Annotated in this window: 12 protein-coding genes and 1 pseudogene; 7 read left to right on the top strand and 6 right to left on the bottom strand. The window is 70.5% G+C overall.

Going from position 1 to position 18,372, the window contains the following annotated elements:
• Positions 1 to 222 precede the first annotated feature (222 nt).
• Entirely contained in the window at positions 223 to 2,007 is a 1,785-nt protein-coding gene (gene treZ / locus QM624_RS15695) for a malto-oligosyltrehalose trehalohydrolase (protein ID WP_415093471.1), read from the bottom strand.
• The gene (gene treY, locus QM624_RS15690; RefSeq protein WP_415093469.1) at positions 2,007 to 4,379 is read right to left on the bottom strand and encodes a malto-oligosyltrehalose synthase; all 2,373 of its coding nucleotides are present in this window, start codon (positions 4,377 to 4,379) and stop codon (positions 2,007 to 2,009) included. Before treY ends, treZ begins: the two co-directional genes overlap by 1 nt.
• 202 nt (positions 4,380 to 4,581) lie before the next feature.
• On the opposite strand from treY, the gene QM624_RS15685 reads away from it, so the two are divergent.
• The 3 genes from QM624_RS15685 to QM624_RS15675 are packed head-to-tail and all read left to right on the top strand — an operon-like array spanning position 4,582 to position 8,154.
• Positions 4,582 to 5,796 (top strand): hypothetical protein, encoded by a 1,215-nt coding sequence (locus QM624_RS15685; protein WP_415093467.1) that lies wholly within the window; start codon positions 4,582 to 4,584, stop codon positions 5,794 to 5,796.
• A gap of 47 nt (positions 5,797 to 5,843) precedes the next feature.
• On the top strand, positions 5,844 to 7,643 hold the full coding sequence (locus QM624_RS15680; RefSeq protein ID WP_415093465.1) for an ABC-F family ATP-binding cassette domain-containing protein: 1,800 nt from the start codon (positions 5,844 to 5,846) through the stop codon (positions 7,641 to 7,643).
• A 49-nt stretch (positions 7,644 to 7,692) separates the two neighbouring features.
• Positions 7,693 to 8,154, top strand: coding sequence for a hypothetical protein (locus QM624_RS15675; protein WP_415093463.1), 462 nt, complete (start codon positions 7,693 to 7,695; stop codon positions 8,152 to 8,154).
• Between the two features lie 92 nt (positions 8,155 to 8,246).
• On the opposite strand, the gene QM624_RS15670 is transcribed toward QM624_RS15675, so the two are convergent.
• Positions 8,247 to 9,125, bottom strand: coding sequence for a hypothetical protein (locus QM624_RS15670; protein WP_415093461.1), 879 nt, complete (start codon positions 9,123 to 9,125; stop codon positions 8,247 to 8,249).
• Between the two features lie 270 nt (positions 9,126 to 9,395).
• Positions 9,396 to 10,955 carry an FAD-dependent oxidoreductase gene (locus QM624_RS15665; protein WP_415093459.1) on the bottom strand — a complete coding sequence of 520 codons (1,560 nt, stop codon included), beginning with the start codon at positions 10,953 to 10,955 and terminating at the stop codon, positions 9,396 to 9,398.
• 65 nt (positions 10,956 to 11,020) lie between these two features.
• On the opposite strand from QM624_RS15665, the gene QM624_RS15660 reads away from it, so the two are divergent.
• Positions 11,021 to 11,584: a helix-turn-helix domain-containing protein gene (locus tag QM624_RS15660; protein ID WP_415093457.1), complete on the top strand. Its 564-nt coding sequence runs from the start codon at positions 11,021 to 11,023 to the stop codon at positions 11,582 to 11,584.
• Between the two features lie 194 nt (positions 11,585 to 11,778).
• On the opposite strand, the gene QM624_RS15655 is transcribed toward QM624_RS15660, so the two are convergent.
• Complete coding sequence (locus QM624_RS15655) at positions 11,779 to 12,492, bottom strand: class I SAM-dependent methyltransferase (protein ID WP_415093455.1); 714 nt, start codon at positions 12,490 to 12,492, stop codon at positions 11,779 to 11,781.
• A gap of 144 nt (positions 12,493 to 12,636) precedes the next feature.
• Positions 12,637 to 14,433: a glycoside hydrolase family 15 protein gene (locus tag QM624_RS15650; protein ID WP_415093453.1), complete on the bottom strand. Its 1,797-nt coding sequence runs from the start codon at positions 14,431 to 14,433 to the stop codon at positions 12,637 to 12,639.
• Positions 14,434 to 14,510: 77 nt separating this feature from the next.
• Between QM624_RS15650 and QM624_RS15645 the strand changes: the two genes are divergently transcribed.
• The 3 genes and pseudogenes from QM624_RS15645 to QM624_RS15635 all read left to right on the top strand — a co-directional run.
• Entirely contained in the window at positions 14,511 to 15,233 is a 723-nt protein-coding gene (locus QM624_RS15645; protein ID WP_415093451.1) for a hypothetical protein, read from the top strand.
• Entirely contained in the window at positions 15,233 to 17,827 is a 2,595-nt protein-coding gene (locus QM624_RS15640; RefSeq protein WP_415093449.1) for an ABC transporter ATP-binding protein/permease, read from the top strand. Before QM624_RS15645 ends, QM624_RS15640 begins: the two co-directional genes overlap by 1 nt.
• A pseudogene (locus QM624_RS15635) lies at positions 17,824 to 18,372 on the top strand (iron ABC transporter permease); the annotation flags it as partial. The gene QM624_RS15640 and the pseudogene QM624_RS15635, both read left to right, overlap by 4 nt.

Here is an 18,372-nt window from a genome sequence, read left to right as displayed (position 1 = left end):
AGGGACGGTTCTTTCTCGTGCGGTTTTCGAACGTCGGAGAACCGTCCCCTGGCGTGCGATTTTCGAATGCGGAAGAACCGTCCCCTGGCGTGCGAATTTCGGACGCCGGAGAACCGTCCCCGGATGTGCGACTTCGGGAGGAGATCCCGGCGTTCGCCGGGATGACGAGGTAGGCGGCGGTTCCGTCATCCCGGACTTGCTCCGGGATCTCGCTCGGTCAGGTCACACGACGATGCGCGGGATCTCGCCGGTGATGTCCGGCAGGGGCGCCCGGAGCAGGCCGACGCTTTGCGGGCCGAGGGCCACCTCGCCGGCGTAGGTGAGCACGACCTCGCCGAAGCGGGCCAGCAGCTCGGAGCCGTCCGGGACGGTGAGCCGGCCGGGTTCGTCGCTGAGGTTGGCCAGCACCTCGACGGTGCCACGGCGGACCAGCAGCAGGTCGCCCTTGCGGACGACCGCGCCCTCGCCGAGCGCGGCGTCGCGGACGGTGGGCAGTTCGCGCCGTAGCCGCAGCAGCGTCTTGTACCAGTCCAGGAACTCCTGCCGTTCCGGGTCGTCCAGATCGGCCCAGTTCAGGGTGGAGGTGTCCACCGTGCCGGGATCCTGCGGGTCGGGGACGTTGCCCGACCAGCCGTGCTCGGCGAACTCGGCCTGCCGTCCGGTGCGGATCGACTCGGCCAGCCATTCCTCCTCGTGATCGGTGAAGTATTGCCACGGCGTCGAGGCGTCGAACTCCTCACCCATGAACAGCATCGGGGTGTAGGGCGAGGTGAGCAGCAGCGCCGCCCCGATCGCGGCCCGGCCCCGGCCGGCCAGGTGGCTCAGCCGCTCACCGGTGGCCCGGTTGCCGATCTGATCGTGGGTCTGCAGCGAGCCGACGTAGCGCCAGCCGGGTGTGATGGACGGCTCGATCGGACGACCGTGCCGGCGTCCGCGGAAGCTGGAGTACACGCCGTCGTGGAAGAACGGGGTGTGCGCCAGCACCTTCGGCAGCGCCTGCGGATCGGCGAAATCGGCGTAGTAGCCCTGGGTTTCACCGGTCAGCAGGACATGCAGGGTGTGGTGGATGTCGTCGGCCCACTGGCCGTCCAGCCCGAGGCCGCCGGCCCCGCCCGCACTCGGCACCGCGACGGTGCGGGGGTCGTTGCGGTCCGACTCGGCGACCAGCACCCTGGGGATGCCGGTGGCGGTGCCGATGTCCTCGGCGAGCGTCGCGAGCTCTTCGAGCAGGTGGATCGCGGACTCGTCGTGCAGGGCGTGCACCGCGTCCAGCCGCAGCCCGTCCAGGTGGTAGTCGAGCAGCCACTGCCGGACGTTGTCCAGGAAGTAGGCGCGCACCTCGTCGCTGCCCCGGCCGTCCAGGTTGACCGCGACACCCCACGGGGTCTGGTGCCGGTCGGTGAAGTACGGGCCGAACTGCGGCAGGTAGTTGCCGACCGGTCCGAGGTGGTTGTAGACGACGTCGAGCCAGACCGCCAGCCCGCGGACGTGGGCGGCGTCCACGAAACGCTGCAAACCGGCCGGTCCGCCGTACGGCTCGTGCACCGAATAGAGCGCCACCCCGTCATAGCCCCAGCCGTTGCGTCCCGGGAAGGACGCCACCGGCATCACCTCGATCACGTCGATGCCGAGGTCGACCAGATGGTCGAGTCGTTCGATGGCGCTGTCGAAGGTGCCGGCGTCGGTGAACGTGCCGATGTGCACCTCGTAGATCACCGAGCCCTTCAACGGACAGCCCTTCCAGGCGTCGTCGGTCCAGTCGAAGTCGGCCGGATCGACCAGTGCGCTGGCCGCGTGGACGCCGTCCGGCATCCGGCGGGCCCGCGGGTCGGGTAGTGGGTCACCGCCGTCCAGCGAGAACGCGTAGCGGCCGTCGCCGGGGTCGGCGTCCACCGACCACCAGCCGCCGCCGTCGGGTGACATCGGCTCCACCCGTGCCCCGTCCACGCCCAGATGGACGTCGACCCGCTCGGCCTCGGGGGCCCACACCGAGTAACGCTGCAGCATCAGGCCGTCCTCACCAGCAACGCGACGGGCAACGCATCGAACGGCGAACCGGTGCCGTCGCGGTGGCGGGAACCGGTGAACATGTCGACCCATTCGCCCTCGGGCAGCGGCACGGACGCCGGCAGCGGCGTCCGGGGCAGCCGGCGCACGGCCACCGCGATGTCGTCGCCGCGGGTGAAGCCGAGCAGGCCGTCGCCGAGCGGCAGCGGGGCGTAGCCGGCGGCGAAGTCGTCCGGGCGGTCCCGGCGCAGCCGCAGGGTGCGTGAGGTGACCAGCAGCACCTCGTCGTCGAGATCGTCTGCCGAGCCGTTGCCGGCATCCAGCGCGGCGAGCCGGACGGCGTGCGCGGCGAAGTCGATGTCGGCCCGGTTGTCCGGGTCGACCAGGGTCAGGTTCAGCAACTCCGCGCCCTGATAGGTGTCGGGGACACCGGGCAGGGTCAGCTGGAGCAGCTTCTGGGCCAGCGTGAGGGTGCGGATCGCCTCGGCGTTGGCGTGTGCGGCCTCGGCGATGGCGTCGCCGACCGGCCCGCCGGCCAGGATCTCCACGCCCAGGGCCTGGACGCGTTGTTCGTAGTCGTCGTCGGGATGCAGCCAGCTGGTGCGCTGTTTGCCCTCGCGCAACGCCTTGGTCAGGTAGGCGTCCAACCTTTCGGCGGTCAGCCCGGGTGTGCCGGCGACGGTCTGCCAGACCAGGTGCCCGGTGGGGGCGTCCACCCCGTGCCGCACCGCCGCCCCGGCGGCGAGGTTGGCGATCCGGGTCCACGACGCGCCGTCGCCGGCCAGCGCCAGCAGCCGGGCCCGGACGTCCTCGCTGCGCTTGGTGTCATGGGTGGACAGCGTCGTCATACCCAGCGGCCAGCGGTCGGCCTGGTGCGCGGCCCAGGCATGCAGGGCCTCCACCCCGGGATGCTCGCCGTGGGCCGGGTCGCCGCCCACCTCGTTCAGCGCGACCAGTCGGTGCCAGCGGTAGAAGGCGGTGTCCTCGATGCCCTTCGCCATCACCGGCCCGGTGGTCTGCTGGAACCGGACGCACAGGTCACGGGCGGCGTCGGTGTCACCGGGCGCCGTTTCGGGTCGTTCGAGCACGCCGGCCAGGGTGACCGCGACCTCGGCCAGGTCGGGACGGTCGGCCCGCACCCGTTCCAGAGCCTGGTGCAGCGGCGCGACCAGAGCGGGATCAGCAGGCGTGCCCGGGGTGACGTAGGCGCGGTAGACGTGCAACTGGACCAGCAATTCCGACAGCGCGGCGCGCAGCCGGGCCGGGTCGGTGCCGGGCAGTGCGGCGACCGCTGCCCGCTGCAGGCGGTTCAGCTCGGGCTGCAGCAACTGGGCCAGCACCTGCCGCTTGCAGCCCTCGACACAGGCGGCCAGCACCGGCTCGCCCCCGGTCGCCGCCCAGGTGGTGCTGACGGCGTCGACCGCAGACGGATCGACCAGCGCGGCGTCGATCACCGCGGCCGCGTCGTAGCCGGTGGTGCCGTGACAGGCCCAGTCGGGCAGCCGCTCGTCGCCCTCCAGGATCTTCTCCACCCAGATCGGCGTCCCCGGACGGCAGGCGGCTGCCAGCCGCGCCAGATAACCCTCCGGATCGGCCAGGCCATCGGGATGGTCGATCCGGAAACCGTCGATCAGGCCGGCATGGTGCAGTTCCAACAGCAGTTCGTGGGTGGCGTCGAACACGTCCGGCTCTTCGACTCGGACGGCGACCAGCTGGTCGACCTCGAAGAACCGCCGGTAGTTGAGCACCTCGGCCGCCTCGGTGTGTGAGGCGAGCAGCCAATGCTGAGCGGCGAGAAGCTCGGCCAGGTCGGATGTCGCGGGCCCGTCCGGGCGCAGCGGCAGGACATGCTCGTAGTAGCGCAGCACCGGTTGGCCGGCCGCCGGGCCCTCGTCCTCGCGTCCGGTATCGAGCTGGAGCTCCGACAGGGTGTCGGCGAGCGGGCCGCCGAGGATCGGCAGCCCGAACCGGTCGCCGAGATGCTCCCAGTCGACATCGAACCAGTGCGCGAACGTCGACTCGCGGCCGTGCCGCAGGACATCCCACAGCGGTGCGTTGCGCCACTGGCCGGCGACCAGCGCCATGTGGTTGGGCACCACGTCGACCACAATGCCCAGCCCGTTCGCGCGGCACTGGGCGGCGAGGCGCTCGAAGGCCTCGCGGCCGCCGAGTTCGGGGTTGATCGCGGTGTGGTCGAGTACGTCGTAGCCGTGTTGCGACCCGGGTACGGCGGTCAGGATCGGTGCCAGGTAGAGGTGACTGACGCCCAGCGCGGCCAGCTGGGGTACGGCTGCTGCCGCGTCGTCGAGAGTGAAGCCGCGGTGCAACTGCAGGCGGTAGGTGGCCGTGAACGGCGTGGCGAGGGGCTCCATCCAGCCGATTCTCGCAGAACCCTCCGACAGAAGGAGCAGCTCGCGGCGCCACGCCGAGCTTGCCCGATCCCCGGCGAGGGCGGGAAGGGTGCGCCTAGACTCACCGAGACGACCGCAGCCGTACCGCACGGGCCGACCCGTGCGAGTCGGCGTCCGATCGGGTGCTGGCAGGTCGCGGCTGACTCGACGGAGGGGCGACAGAATGCAACGACGCAGGCTGACGGCGGGCAGGGTATGGACAGCCGGCCTGGCTGCACTGCTGATGGCGGGCTGCTCGGCCGCACCCGGGGCGTCCGGACCCGCCGAGACGCCGACCGGGCCCGGCACCACCAGCCCAGCCGCGCCGAGCCCGTCACCGAGCGGCAGCCCGACCAGCCCCCAGCCGAGCAACCCCTCCAAGCCCGGACGTCCGGCCAGCAACGTGCCGATGACCAAACTCAAACCCGGTGAGAAGCCGCCGCAGTTCGTGATCTTCTCCTTCGACGGCGCCGGCAGCCACACCCGATGGCAGCAGTTCCGGGCAGCGGCGAAGCCGACCGATTCCCGCTTCGTCGGTTTCCTCTCCGGCATCTATCTGCTGACCAACCAGAACCGGACGAAATATGTCGGCCCGGGTCATGCCCCCGGCAAGGCCTCGATCGGTTTCGGCGGCAGCAAGGCCGACGTGGTGACCCTGATCAAAGACCTGAATCACGCGGTCGCCGCCGGCGACGAGATCGGCACCCACTACAACGGTCATTTCTGCTCCGGTTCGGGGCATGCCGGCAACAGTTGGTCGACCGCGGACTGGAACTCTGAACTCGGCCAATTCATGAAGTTCCTCACCGACTACAAGAAGCTCAACGGCTGGGGCGACGACGTGCCCGACCTGCACGTGACGCCGAAGGACATCAAGGGCGGTCGGACGCCCTGCCTGGAAGGCAAGCTCGCGGCCATGGCGCCGGCTTGGAAGAAGTACGGCATGACCTACGACTCCTCGCTCAGCCTCAGCGGGGGAATCACTTGGCCGGTCAAGGTGCGCGGAATCTGGGAGTTCCAGATGCCCTACGTCTATTCGCCCGGGTTCAAGCGCAGCGTGATGGCGATGGACTACAACATGTGGGTCACATTCAACGGTGGCAGGAACCAGCCCGGCCGTGCCCCGGAATTGCGGCAGAAGGTGCGCAAGACCTACGACTACATGTATCAGCAGGCCTATCGCGGCAATCGGGCGCCGGTGTTGGTCGCGAACCATTTCAACAGCTGGAACGGCAACGCGTTCAATCCCGCGGCGATGGATTTCATGAAGAGCACCTGCGGCAAGCCGGACACCTACTGCACCACTTATTCCGACGTGATCGCCTGGATGCAATTGCAGGATCCGGCGGTGCTCAAGGCGTTGCAGGCCAAGAAGCCGGTGGCCACCGGAGGGTCCTGAGCCGGACGCCGGGCGGCGCACCGCGGGCGTCCCCCTACCCTTGACCGGTGGGTTTTCTGCTCGGAGCCGAGGCGCTGCACCTGGAGTATCCGACCCGGGTCGTGTTCGACTCGGTGACGCTGGGCGTCAACGAGGGTGACCGGATCGGCGTCGTCGGCCGCAACGGCGACGGCAAGTCGTCGCTGCTGCGGTTGCTGGCCGGACGCCTCGAACCGGACGGCGGCTGGGTGCGCCGGCGCGGCGACGTCCGGATCGGCATGCTCACCCAGGAGGACGCGCTGCCCTCCGGTGTGACGGTGCGGGCGGCGATCGTCGGGGACCAGCCCGACCACGCCTGGGCGTCCGACCCGAAGATCAGGGACGTGCTGGCCGGCCTGGTCGCCGACCTCGACTTCGAAGCCGTGGTCGACACGCTCAGCGGCGGGCAGCGACGCCGGGTCGCGCTGGCCGCGCTGCTGGTCGGCGACTGGGACGTGGTGGCGCTCGACGAGCCCACCAACCATCTCGATGTCGAAGGCATCACCTGGCTGGCCGCCCACCTCAACGGACGCTGGGCGCGCAACGCCGGCGGGCTGCTGGTGGTCACCCACGACCGGTGGTTCCTGGACGAGGTCGCCACCGCCACCTGGGAGGTGCACGACCGGATCGTCGAACCGTTCGAGGGCGGCTACGCCGCCTACGTGCTGCAACGGGTGGAGCGCGACCGGCAGGCGGCCGCCGTCGAAGCCAAACGGCAGAACCTGATGCGCAAGGAGCTGGCCTGGCTGCGCCGCGGCGCACCCGCCCGGACGTCGAAGCCCAAGTTCCGGATCGACGCCGCCAACCAACTGATCGAGGACGTCCCGCCGCCCAGGGACCGGCTGGAACTGAGCCGGCTGGCCACCGCCCGGCTCGGCAAGGACGTCGTCGACCTGATCGACGCCGGCGTCCGGTTCGGCGACAACGAGGTGCTGCGCGGCATCGAATGGCGGATCGCTCCCGGCGAGCGGACGGCGATCATGGGTGCCAACGGTGCCGGCAAGTCGACCCTGCTGGGCCTGGTCGCGGGCACGGTGCGGCCGACGTCCGGACGGGTGAAGCGCGGCAAGACGGTGAAGCTGGCGGTGCTCGACCAGCAGTTCGACGCGCTGGCCGAGATCGCCAGCGACCGGGTTCGCGAGGTGCTGGCCCGAACCCGGACCAGTTATCAGATCGACGGTCGCGAACTCACCCCCGCGCAGCTGCTGGAGCGGCTCGGCTTCGCCCGCGAGCACCTGTCGGCCCGGGTGGGGGAGCTGTCCGGCGGGCAGAAGCGGCGGCTGCAACTGTTGCTGGTGCTGCTCTCGGAACCCAACGTCCTGGTCCTCGATGAGCCTTCGAACGACGTTGACACCGACATGCTGGCCGCGATGGAAGACCTGCTCGATTCCTGGCCCGGCACACTGCTGGTGGTCTCGCACGACCGCTACCTGGTCGAACGGGTCACCGACCAGCAGTACGCGATCATCGACGGACACCTGCGACACCTGCCGGGCGGCGTGGATGAGTATCTGCGGCTGCGGGCGGGACAGGCGGCGTCCGGATCGACCGCGTCCGGATCGGTCGGGGAGGGGGTCTCGACAAGCTCGACCAACGGTGCGGACCTGTCCGGCGCGGAACTGCGCGCGTTGCAGAAGGAACTGGCATCCGTCGAACGCCGGATCGCCAAGCTGACCGACGAGATCCACGCCGCCCAGACCGCGCTGGCCGAGCACGACCACACCGACTATGTCGGGCTGGCCGCCAAGATGGCCGAGATTGAGGCGAAACAGACCCAGGTCGGCGACCTCGAGGAACGCTGGCTGGAGCTGTCCGAACTCGTGGAGTAGCGGTACCCCAGCTCCTGAGTGGTACCACCGATCTTCTCGCTGGCCGGGCTTGTCGAGACCGCCGTGGCGTGAGGAGTACCTGCTGCGTCGCGGCCTGTTCCGCCGGTTGTCGACCGGTGAGCCGTTCAACGAGCACGTGTTCAGCCTGGCTCACCCGCGCCGCGCCTACTACCACGTGCTGGCCGCCGCCGACTACCTGCGGGCCGGCGCGATCGCGGACGGCGCCGCCCCCGATCCGCGGATGGCGGAGGCGATCGAACGGCTCCGCGCCCAGCGACAGCCCGACGGCCGCTGGCTGCAGGGCCACCGCCTGGCCGGACGAGTCTGGTTCCACCCCGACGTCCCCACCGGTGAACCCTCCAAATGGGTCACCCTCCAGGCGCTCCGGGTACTGACCTGGTGGGACGCCCCCGCTGACCGCCGGCCCCACCGGCCGCCGTCCCCACCGGCCGTCCCGGTCCGGCCGCCCAGATCCACTTCGCCCTGGTTCGGGTTCATCTACCTGGTTTGAACCATGGAAAGGACGCCAAACCAGGGCGAAGTCGTTGAGCCAGGCCCAAGCCGGACGGCGGGGCGGACGGCGGCTGCCGGGATGGGGGCTGGTTAGTGGGTGCTGAACAGGGCCGGACGAAGTAAGCCCTCGAGCAGTGTGGGCCGGAAGGCTTCCTTATAGGTCCAGCGAACCACCCACCAGCCGGCGGCGCGCAGGGCGGCCTCGCGGCGCTTCTCGCGCATCACGACATCGTCAGCAGTCTCGCCGGGACGTAGCAATGCGCCGTACTTCACCTTGCCGTCGAACTCGCCCAGCACCCGCAGGTCAGGCCAGGCGAAGTCGGCGCGGTAGTGGATTCCTTGGACGACGATCTCGTACTGCAGTTCCGGGGTTGGCAGGCCGAGGCGCCAGATCGTCACCCGGCTGAGCGACTCCCCGGCCGACTCGCTGCGAGCGTCGGCCAACTCAGCCATGGTGCGGGCCCGTCGGATCCCGTGCCGACGGCTGGCCTGGAGTTGCAGGTCCAGGTCGTCGCGGCTCATTCCGCGCCGCAGCGCCGCGTCGGCAGCAGCCACAGCGAAACCCAGCTCGCTGCAGCGTCCGATGTCAGCCACCGTCCGGGCCAGCACGGTTCGGGCGAGGCCGTCCACCACCTCGATGTCGTCGTCGGGCAGCGGCGTCCGATAGCGATGCACGTAGGGTCCGATCGAGTTGCCGCCCTTGCCAGGCTTGGTGACCGTGACCCGAGCCAGTTTCCGGTTGTCGCCAGGTAGGCCGTGCAACCAGGCCGCCGAGTTGTGACTCAGGACGTTCCCCGGACCGAGCCGCGGGATGGTGGTGTCGATCAGCTGCCGATGGTTGGCGACCTGGTCGCTGGAAGCGAAGCCACCCCGCCGGATCCGCGTCAGCTGCTCGTCTCGCACCATCCTCCGGATGGCACCGGAGCCGAACCCCTCGGCGTTGAGATCGCGAGTCAGGCGTACGGACATGCCGATGAGTCCAGCATCAGTTGACCGTCCATAGGACGTTATCCACAGAAGATGCCGACAGACTTTTCGCCGTCCACAATTTCGTCCGGCGGTCACAAACCTGCCCAGACCCCCCGTTGCCCCCGGGCCCACCTCACCCCTGCGGCCCGCATCCTGCGGCCCCGGCTGCACATCGCCCTGGTTCGGGTTCATTCACCAGGTTTGAACCATGGAAAGGACGCCAAACCAGGGCGAAGTGATATCCAGTGGGGCCGGGCCCAGTCGGGCGAGTCAGGCGGACCGGCGGAGCAGGATCACGGTGTCGTCCAGGGTGGCCGGCTGGCCGTCGGGGGCGGTGGCGGGACGGGTGCGGACTTCGGCCAGTTCCGTCGTCCACTCGGCGGGGTCGACTGCGAGCGCCTCGACCTCCTCGGCGGGGGCGAGGAAGTGGTGATGATGGTCGGACAGGCGTTCGGACCACGGAGGTGCAGCGGCGTGTGAAACCACCAGCAGGTGGCCGCCGGGGCGGACGTAGCCGGCCGCCTTGCGTAGTGCCGAGGTTCGGTCGAAGGCGACCGGTGAGTGCAGGAAGCTGGCTGTGACCAGGTCATACGCGTCGTCGGTCGACCAGTCGGCGAGGTCGGCCGCGACGAAACGGACGCCGTTCGGCGCCAGCCCGGCCTTCGTGGCGGCCTCGGTGGCCCGTCCGATGGCGGTCGGTGAAATGTCGACGCCGGTCACCTGCCAGCCCTGCTGGGCCAGCCAGATCGCGTCCGCGCCCTCACCACAGCCGAACTCCAGCGCCGTGCCGGCGTCCAGGGTGGAGACCACCGAGGCGAAGCTGTGGTTGACCCGTCCCGACCAGACCGCGTCCGAGCCGGCGTAGCGCTCTTCCCAGAAGTCGACCGGGGCGACCTCGGGCCAGTCGCTGTGGACGGCGGCGTCGAAGTCCCAGCCGGCCAGGGCGCCGTTCAGGGCCGCGCCGGCCATCGTGCCGGCGCCGATCGACATCGGCACGTTCGCCATCGGGCTGGCCACGTTACCGGCCGCCCAGATCCGCTCGTTGCTGGTCTTCCCGGCAGGGTCGACGGCCAGGAAGCTGCCGAACGGGGTCTCGGTGCGGGCCAGTTCGAGGTGCTCCAGAAAGTCCTCGTGGCCGCGCGGACGCCCGGCGGTGAACAGTGCGTCGATGGGGTGGCTGCCGCCGTCCGCGGTACGCACCGCCTCGATGACCTCGCCCTCGCCGGCGATCTCGGTGACCGCCGCATCGACTAGCCGGACGCCGCGGGCGCGCAACCGGTGCCGGGTCGCGTCCGGCACCTCGATGCCGGCGGTGAACACCGTCACCTGGTCGCTCAACTGCCGCAGCAACTCCGCCTGGTGGATCGCCAGGGGTGAGGTGAGCAGCACGCCGAGCCGGAGATCGCGGACCTCCCAGCCGTGGCAGTACGGACAGTGCAGCACCGTGGTGCCCCAGCGCTGGGCCAGCCCGGGAACCGGTGGCAGTTCGTCGGTGAGGCCGGTGGCGACCAGCACCGCGCGCGCCTCATGCGTCGTGCCGTCGGTCGCCTCGACCCGGACGCCGCGCTCGCTGAGATCCACCCGCGCGACCGAGCCGTCGACCACCTGCACGCCGTACTCGGCCACCTCGGCGCGGCCGCGGGCCAGCAGGTCGGCCGGATCGACACCCTCGTTACCGAGTACGCCGTGCATATGCGTTGCGAACCGGTTGCGCGGGCTACCGGCGTCGATCACCAGCACCCGGCGCCGCGACCGGCCCAACATCAAAGCGGCGGCCAGCCCGGCCGGACCGCCCCCGATCACCACCACGTCCCACTCGGAATCCGTCATGCCGCCATCGTTGTCCGAGGGTGGCATAGTTGCAAATGAGTTTGCTGAATATGCAAGGAGGGGCGATGGTGGACGTGCTCGACCAGGTGGGAATCCGGCTCCGCGCGGCACGCAAAGCACGCGGCTGGACGCTCGACGAGTTGGCGGCGCGGGCGTCGGTGTCGGCCAGCACGTTGTCCCGGCTGGAGTCAGGCAAGCGGCAGGCCACCCTCGAGCTGCTGGTGCCGCTCACCCGGCAGCTCGGCATCCGCGTCGACGACCTGCTGGCCGACGAGGCGCCCGACCCACGCGTGCGGCGTCCGGCCATCCGGCGCGACGGCATGCTGATCGTGCCGCTGGCTCCCGAGGGTTCGCCGATCCACACCTACAAGATCACCTATCCGCCGACGAAACAGTGCGATGAGTTGAAGGTGCACGAGGGCTACGAGTGGCTCTACGTGCTGTCCGGACGCCTCCGGCTGCGGCTCGGTGAGCAGGACCTCGTGCTGACCAGGGGAGAGGCCGCCGAGTTCGACACCCGCACCCCGCACGCGATGAGTGCCGCGGGCGGCCGTCCGGCTCAGGTGATCAGCATCTTCAACGAGACCGGCATGCGCATGCACACCCACTCGGACCCGCCCCGCCCCTGACCCCCGCCCATTCGGCCCCCAGTGCCCTCGGGCCTCCCGTCCCCTCACGACTACTTCGCCCTGCTTCGCGTTCGTTTCCGCTGTTTGAACCAAGGAAAGGACGCCAAAGCAAGGCGAAGTGGTTGGGGGAGGCTGGCCGGTGGCCGGAGGGACCCGGGGATCGGGCTCGGGTGCGGTGACCCGGGGGCGGGGGGTCAGGGGTGGACGGCGGCCTTCTTCGCGACGAAGGCGAACCAGTTCTCCCGGTCGCGCTTGACCAGGTGGCAGCCGGGTAGGTGCTGCATCCGGGCGCCGAGCAGCCCGGCGGAGGTCAGCGCGGCCAGGATGTCGTCGATGTCGGCGTTCGCGAACGGCAACTCGTCCACCCGGGCCTTCGCCCGGTAGTCGTCCAACGGGCTCAGCCGGATGCCCTCGCCGGGTTCGAGTTCGTTGATCGCGATCAGGCTGCCGCCCGGTACCAGGACGCGGGCCCACTCCCGGACGGCGGCGTCCGGTTCGGTCAGCGTCCAGAGCAGCCGGGAGCTGATCACCACGTCGAACGAGGCGTCCGGGAACGGCAGTTCGAGGGCGTTGCCGACGCGATAGTCGACCGTCAGTCCATGCTCGGCGGCGTAGCGGCGGGCGTGACTCATCATGCCCTCGGACAGATCGACGCCGGTGACGTGCGAGTAGCCCTGTTCGGCGAGCAGATTGGCGATCAGCCCGGTGCCGGTGGCGACGTCGAGGATGCGCAACTCGCGGTCGTCCCCGACCAGTTCGCCGAGTACGCGTCGCCAGGTGCCGCGGTCGGCGACCTCATGGGTGGCGTCGTAGTCGGCGGAACGGACGTCCCAGTAGTCCGTCATGCCGCGCGCCTCACGCTCCCGACGGGGCAGGTTGGACTCGGTGCGGGCGCTGGTGGAGGTCACGCGGACCAGCAAATCACATGGGCTCGGCCGACCATGCCCGGGTCTCGGCTCACCTGCTGAGGCCTGATCCGATGACCACCGCTGGTTGAGCTTGTCGAAAGCCGCCAGAGGGCCTCGACAAGCTCGACCGACGATGATCGGTGCTCAGCGCGGCTGGCGTCCGGACCCGCACAGCGCATCCGCGGCGCGGACCAGTGCCAGATGCGAGAAGGCCTGCGGAAAGTTGCCGACCTGCTGGTTGCCGACCGGGTCGTACTCCTCGGACAGCAGACCGAGGTCGTTGGCGAACGAACACAGTCGGCCCATCAGCGCTTCGGCGTCCGCGGTGCGTCCGGTGGTGGCGTACTGCTCGACCAACCAGAACGAGCAGGCCAGGAACGGGTGCTCACCGCCGGGTAGCCCGTCCACGCCGGTGGCGGTGCGGTAGCGCAGCACCAGCCCGTCGCGGATCAGGGTCTGTTCGATCCGCTCCACCGTGGCCAGCATGCGCGGATCGTCCGGCGCGCAATAGCCGACCTGTGGCAGCAACAGCAGCGACGCGTCCACCTCGTCGGTGCCGTAGTACTGGACGAAGTGGCCGTTCGAGACCCCCTGGCTGTCGATCTCGTCGCGGGCCCGCCGCCGCAACTCGCGCCAATGCTCCACCGGACCGGCCAGCCCATGCTGCTCCACCGCCCGGACGGCGCGGTCGAAGGTCGCCCACATCATTACCCGCGAATGGGTGAAATGCCTCGGCTCGCCGCGGATCTCCCAGATGCCGTTGTCGGGACGCTCGAACTGCTCGGCCGCGTACTGCACCAGGTGCTTCTCCAGCGGCCAGGAGAACGCCGACTCGGTCAGCCCGGCCTCGCGCCCGGCGGAGAGCGTGACGATCACCTCGCCGACCACGTCCGCCTGATACTGCAGTGCAGCGCCGTTGCCGATCCGGACCGGACGCGACCCCGCGTAGCCGTCCAACTGCGGCAGTTCACGCTCGGGCAGGTTCCGTTCGCCGGCCAGTCCGTACATGATCTGCAGGTCGGCCGGGTCGCCGGCCACCGCCCGCAGCAGCCAGGTGCGCCAATGCTCGGCCAACTTGAGGAAGCCGTGAGCCAGCAGCGCCTCCAGGGTGAGTGCCGCGTCGCGTAACCAGACGAACCGGTAGTCCCAGTTCCGGACCCCGCCGATGTCCTCGGGCAATGACGTGGTGGCCGCGGCTGCGATGCCGCCGGTGTCGTGGTTGGTGAGCGCCCGCAGCACCAGCAGCGATCGCACCACCTGGGGTCGGTACTCGCCCTCGTGCTCGATCCGGTCGGCCCAGGACTGCCACCAGTGCCGGGTCTCGCTGAGCGCGCGGTCGACGTCCAGCGGCTCGGGGGTGGGGCGGAACGACGGGAACCAGGTCAGGGTGAGGTCGACCTGCTGCCCGGCAGCGATCCGGACGCTGCCTTGGTGCTGATGTCCTTCGGCGTGCAGCCGGACGCCGCGCAGCGCCACCGCGTCCGGGCCGGCCATCGCGATCAGCTCAGGATCGGCCTTGCTGCCGGTCTGCCGCACCCAGGGCAGGGCGCGGGCGTAGTCGAAGCGGAGCCGCAGGTCGACATCGAAGTCGACCGCGCCCGAGACGCCGACCACCCGACGAACCAGGTCGGTCCGGTCGATCGCCGCCTGCTGGTCGAGGCCGACCGGCATGAAGTCGTGCACCTCGGCCACCCCGGTCGGCGTTTCCCATCGGGTCACCAGAATGAACGTGTCGCCGTCGTAGCGGCGCTCGGCGCGCGCGCCGGTCTCGGACGGCCGCAGCCGCCAGCTGCCGTCGTCGGTGTCCCCGAGCAGGGCGGCGAACACTGAGGCCGAGTCGAGCCGCGGCAGACAGAGCCACTCCACCTCGCCCTCGCGGGAGACCAGTGCCGCGGTGCGGCAGTTGCTGAGTAATGCGAGGTCTTCGATCGGAGTCGGCACACCTCGATCTTGGCACCGCGTCCAAGCGGCGGGCAGCTTTGGCGCCTCAGCTGATGGAAGTTAGCCTACCCTTAGTTATGGGTATCAACTTTGAGCTGAGCGAGGACGTGGCGGCGACCCGCATCGGCGGCCGGCCGCGGCAGATCGACACCGTCGACATCGTCCGGGCCGGACGCGAGCTGGGTCTGCACAGGCTGAGCCTGAATGCCGTCGCGGCACGCCTGGACGTCACGGCGACGGCGCTGTACCGCCATGTCGACGGCCGCTGGGGGCTGGAGCGGTTGGTGGGTGAGAGCCTGCTGGGCGATCTGGTGCTGGTTGACGATCCGGCGCACGACACGCTGCGGCACCTGCTGTCGTTCGGGCTGCAGCTGCGGGCGTTCATCCTGGACCGGCCCGGGCTCGCCGGTTATCTGCAGACCCTGTTCCCGCGCGGTGAGAGCGGACGCCGGCTGATGGCAGACGAGCTGGCGGCGTTGGTCCGCCGCGGCTACGCCGAGGACGCCGCGATCGTGCTGAGTTCCGCCGTGGCGTCGCTGGCGATCGGCTACGCGGCGGCCGAGGAGGCGCAACGCGACCGCACCGACGGGCTGAACGGCCAGCGCGACGATGCGCTCGCCGCGCTGCGGGCCGATGAGCGGCTGGCGTCCGGGCATGCCGACCTGCCGGTCGTCGAAGCGGAGGAATACGTCCGGCTGATGCTGACCGCCGCCCTCGGCGGGCTGCTCGCCGCTGCACCGCCCGGACGGCCGGTCGGGCAGATCATCGCCGACCTACGCGCGGCCGGAGAGGGAGTCTGATGGCCAAGCGAGGATTCCAGGGCGCGGTGATGCGCGGCTTCGGGGCACGCGATCACCAGGCGACGGTGACCGGCACCGAGTTCCTGACCCCGAAGTTCCTGCGGGTGCGGATGGTGTCGCCGACGTTGTTCTCGGACGCGGTGGCGGCGCCAACTGCGTGGCTGCGGTTCTGGTTCCCCGATCCGGACGGCGGCGAGGTCGAGCACCAGCGGGCCTACACGATCAGCGAGGCCGACGAGGCGTCCGGTGCCTTCGCGATCGACGTGGTGCTGCACCAGCCGGCCGGCCCGGCCTCGGTCTGGGCGCTGGCCGCGCAGCCCGGCACGACGATCGGGCTGACCAACCTCGGCTCGTCCAAATTCGAGCTGCCCGACGAGCTCCCGGCCGGCTACCTGCTGATCGGCGACTCGGCGTCCATGCCGGGGATCGCCGGCATTCTGGCCACCGTTCCGGCCGAGGTGCCCATCGAGCTGTACCTGGAGGAGCACGATCCGGACGACCGGCTGATCCCGCTGCCCGAGCATCCCCGGCTGCGCACCCACTGGGTGCCGCGGCGCGGTCCGGGTTCGCTGGCGGCGGCGATCGAAGCCCGGGACTGGTCGAACTGGTACGCCTGGGCGGCGCCGGAGTCGGCGTCCCTGAAGCAGTTGCGGGTTCGGTTGCGCGACGAGTTCGGCTTCCCGAAATCCGAGGTGCACCAACAGGCGTACTGGATCGAGGGCCGGGCGATGGGCACCCTGCGCGGCCAGCCCAAGACCGAGCAGCCCGCTGCCGTCCCCGAACCGGAGCCGGCGCCGTCCGAGACCTCACCCGAGACGGCCGAGCCGACCTCGGCGAACCGCGGCAGCTGGCGCGCCCAAGCGGCCGGACGCCTGCTGGCACCGCTGCGCTCCACGCTGATCGTCGGCGGCGTCGTCCGTGGGCTGATCACCCTGGTTGAACTGGCACCGTTCTTCCTGCTCGCCGAACTCGCCCGGCTGCTGCTCAGCGGCGCTGAAGCCGGCCAACTGTGGGCGATCGGGTTCTGGGCGGTCGGCCTGATGGCGACCGGCGCGCTGCTCTCCTCGGCGCTGCTGCTGTGGCTGCACTGGGTGGACGCCCGGTTCGAACGCGAGCTGCGCGAACGGCTGCTCGGCAAGCTGGCTCGGCTTCCGCTGGGCTGGTTCGACGCGCGCGGTTCGGGTCAGGTCAAACAGCTGATCCAGGACGACACCCTGGCCCTGCACTACCTGGTCACCCATGCGGTGCCGGACGCCGTTGAGGCCGTGGTGGCACCCGTCGTGGTGCTGGTCTACCTGTTCGCCGTCGACTGGCGGATCGCGCTGCTGCTGTTCCTGCCGGTGCTGGTCTACGTGTTCACCATGGCGGTGATGGTGATCCAGTCCGGCCCGAAGACCTCGCAGGCGCTGCGCTGGGCCGAGCGGATGAACGGCGAGGCCGGTGCCTACATCGAGGGCCAGCCGGTGGTGCGGGTGTTCGGCGGTGCGGCCGCTTCGACCTTCCGGGCCCGGTTGGGTGAGTACATCGGTTTCCTGAACGACTGGCAGCGGCCGTTCATCCGGCAGAAGACGCTGATGGATCTGGCCACCAGGCCGACCACGTCACTGCTGCTGATCGTGGTGCTCGGTACGCTGCTGGTCGCCTCCGGCAGCATGGCGCCGGCGTCGCTGCTGCCGTTCCTGCTGCTCGGGACCACCTTCGGTGCCCGGCTGCTCGGCATCGGCTACGGACTGTCCGGGCTGCGCACCGGCCTGCTGGCCGCCCGCCGCGTCCAGGTCGCCCTCGACGAACCGGTGCTGGAGACCGCCGCCTCGATGTCGCGTCCGGACGCCGCGTCCGGCCGGGTCGAGTTCGACGGCGTGGGGTTCTCCTACCGTCCCGGCGTGCCGGTGCTGCAGGATGTCACGCTCACCCTGGAGCCGGGCACGGTCACCGCGCTGGTCGGGCCGTCCGGGTCGGGCAAATCCACCCTGGCCGCGCTGCTGGCCAGGTTCCACGACGTCGAGACCGGGGCGATCCGGGTCGGCGGCCGCGACGTCCGGGAACTCACCGCCGACGAGCTGTACACCCGGGTCGGCTTCGTCTTCCAGCACGCCGAACTGGTCCGCGGCACCGTGCGCGAGAACATCGCGCTGGCGCGTCCGGAGGCCACCAACGCCGAGGTCGAACAGGCGGCGCGAGCGGCCCAGCTGCATGACCGGATCTCTCGGCTACCGCACGGTTATGACACGGTGCTCGGCCCGGACGCCGCGCTGTCCGGCGGCGAGCGGCAACGGCTGACCATCGCCCGGGCGATCCTGGCTGACACCCCGGTGCTGGTGCTGGACGAGGCCACCGCGTTCGCCGACCCCGAATCGGAGTACCTGGTGCAGCGTGCCCTGGACCGGCTCACCGCCGGCCGCACCGTGCTGGTCATCGCCCACCGGTTGCACACCATCACCGGCGTCGACCGGATCGTCGTGCTCGACCACGGCCGGGTCGCCGAGACCGGCAGCCACCACGAACTGCTCGCCCGCGACGGCCGCTACCGGAAGCTGTGGGACGCCGACGCCACCCGCGTCCTGCTGGGCGCCGGAAGCGAGGAGGCCCGATGATCCGGACCCTGCTCGCCCTGCTGCCCGCCGATAGCCGTGGCCGGGTCGTGAAGCACCTGGCGCTGACCGTGCTCGGCGTCGTGTTGCGCGCCGCCGGTGCGGTGCTGCTGGTGCCACTGCTCGCCGCCCTGTTCGGTGTCGAACCCAGCCAGGCCTGGCCCTGGGTGGCGGCGCTGGTGCTGGTCACCCTGGCCGGCTGGGCGGTCGACTGGCTGGTGGCCGGGCTGAGCTTCGACCTCGGTTTCGGGCTGCTCGACACCGGGCAGCACGCCGTCGCCGACCGGGTTGCGCAGGTCCGGCTGGGCTGGTTCACCGGTGAGAACACCGCCACCACCCGGCAGGCCATCGCCAGCACCGGCCCTGACCTGGTCGGACTGCTGGTCTACATGGTCACCCCGCTGATCAGCGCGGTGCTGCTGCCGCTGGCGATCGCGATCGCCGTCACTCCGATCGCCTGGCAACTCGGCGTCGCCGCGCTGGCCGGGGTGCCGGTGCTGCTCGGCGCCTACGCCGCGGCCGGACGGCTCGGCCGCAGCGCCGACCGG

It is taken from the genome of Micropruina sp. (assembly GCF_047606365.1).
Classification (GTDB): domain Bacteria; phylum Actinomycetota; class Actinomycetes; order Propionibacteriales; family Propionibacteriaceae; genus Micropruina.
The sequence above is the reverse complement of the archived record's forward strand: the minus strand, read 5'-3'. Positions and strand labels throughout refer to the sequence as shown.

Bases quoted from the DNA above. Each gene is read 5' to 3' on its own strand.
- QM624_RS15660 (WP_415093457.1), top strand. From the start codon at position 11,021: ATGGTGGACGTGCTCGACCAGGTGGGAATCCGGCTCCGCGCGGCACGC.
- QM624_RS15665 (WP_415093459.1), bottom strand. From the start codon at position 10,955: ATGACGGATTCCGAGTGGGACGTGGTGGTGATCGGGGGCGGTCCGGCC.
- treZ (WP_415093471.1), bottom strand. From the start codon at position 2,007: ATGCTGCAGCGTTACTCGGTGTGGGCCCCCGAGGCCGAGCGGGTCGAC.
- treY (WP_415093469.1), bottom strand. From the start codon at position 4,379: ATGGAGCCCCTCGCCACGCCGTTCACGGCCACCTACCGCCTGCAGTTG.
- QM624_RS15640 (WP_415093449.1), top strand. From the start codon at position 15,233: ATGGCCAAGCGAGGATTCCAGGGCGCGGTGATGCGCGGCTTCGGGGCA.
- QM624_RS15670 (WP_415093461.1), bottom strand. From the start codon at position 9,125: ATGTCCGTACGCCTGACTCGCGATCTCAACGCCGAGGGGTTCGGCTCC.
- QM624_RS15685 (WP_415093467.1), top strand. From the start codon at position 4,582: ATGCAACGACGCAGGCTGACGGCGGGCAGGGTATGGACAGCCGGCCTG.
- QM624_RS15645 (WP_415093451.1), top strand. From the start codon at position 14,511: ATGGGTATCAACTTTGAGCTGAGCGAGGACGTGGCGGCGACCCGCATC.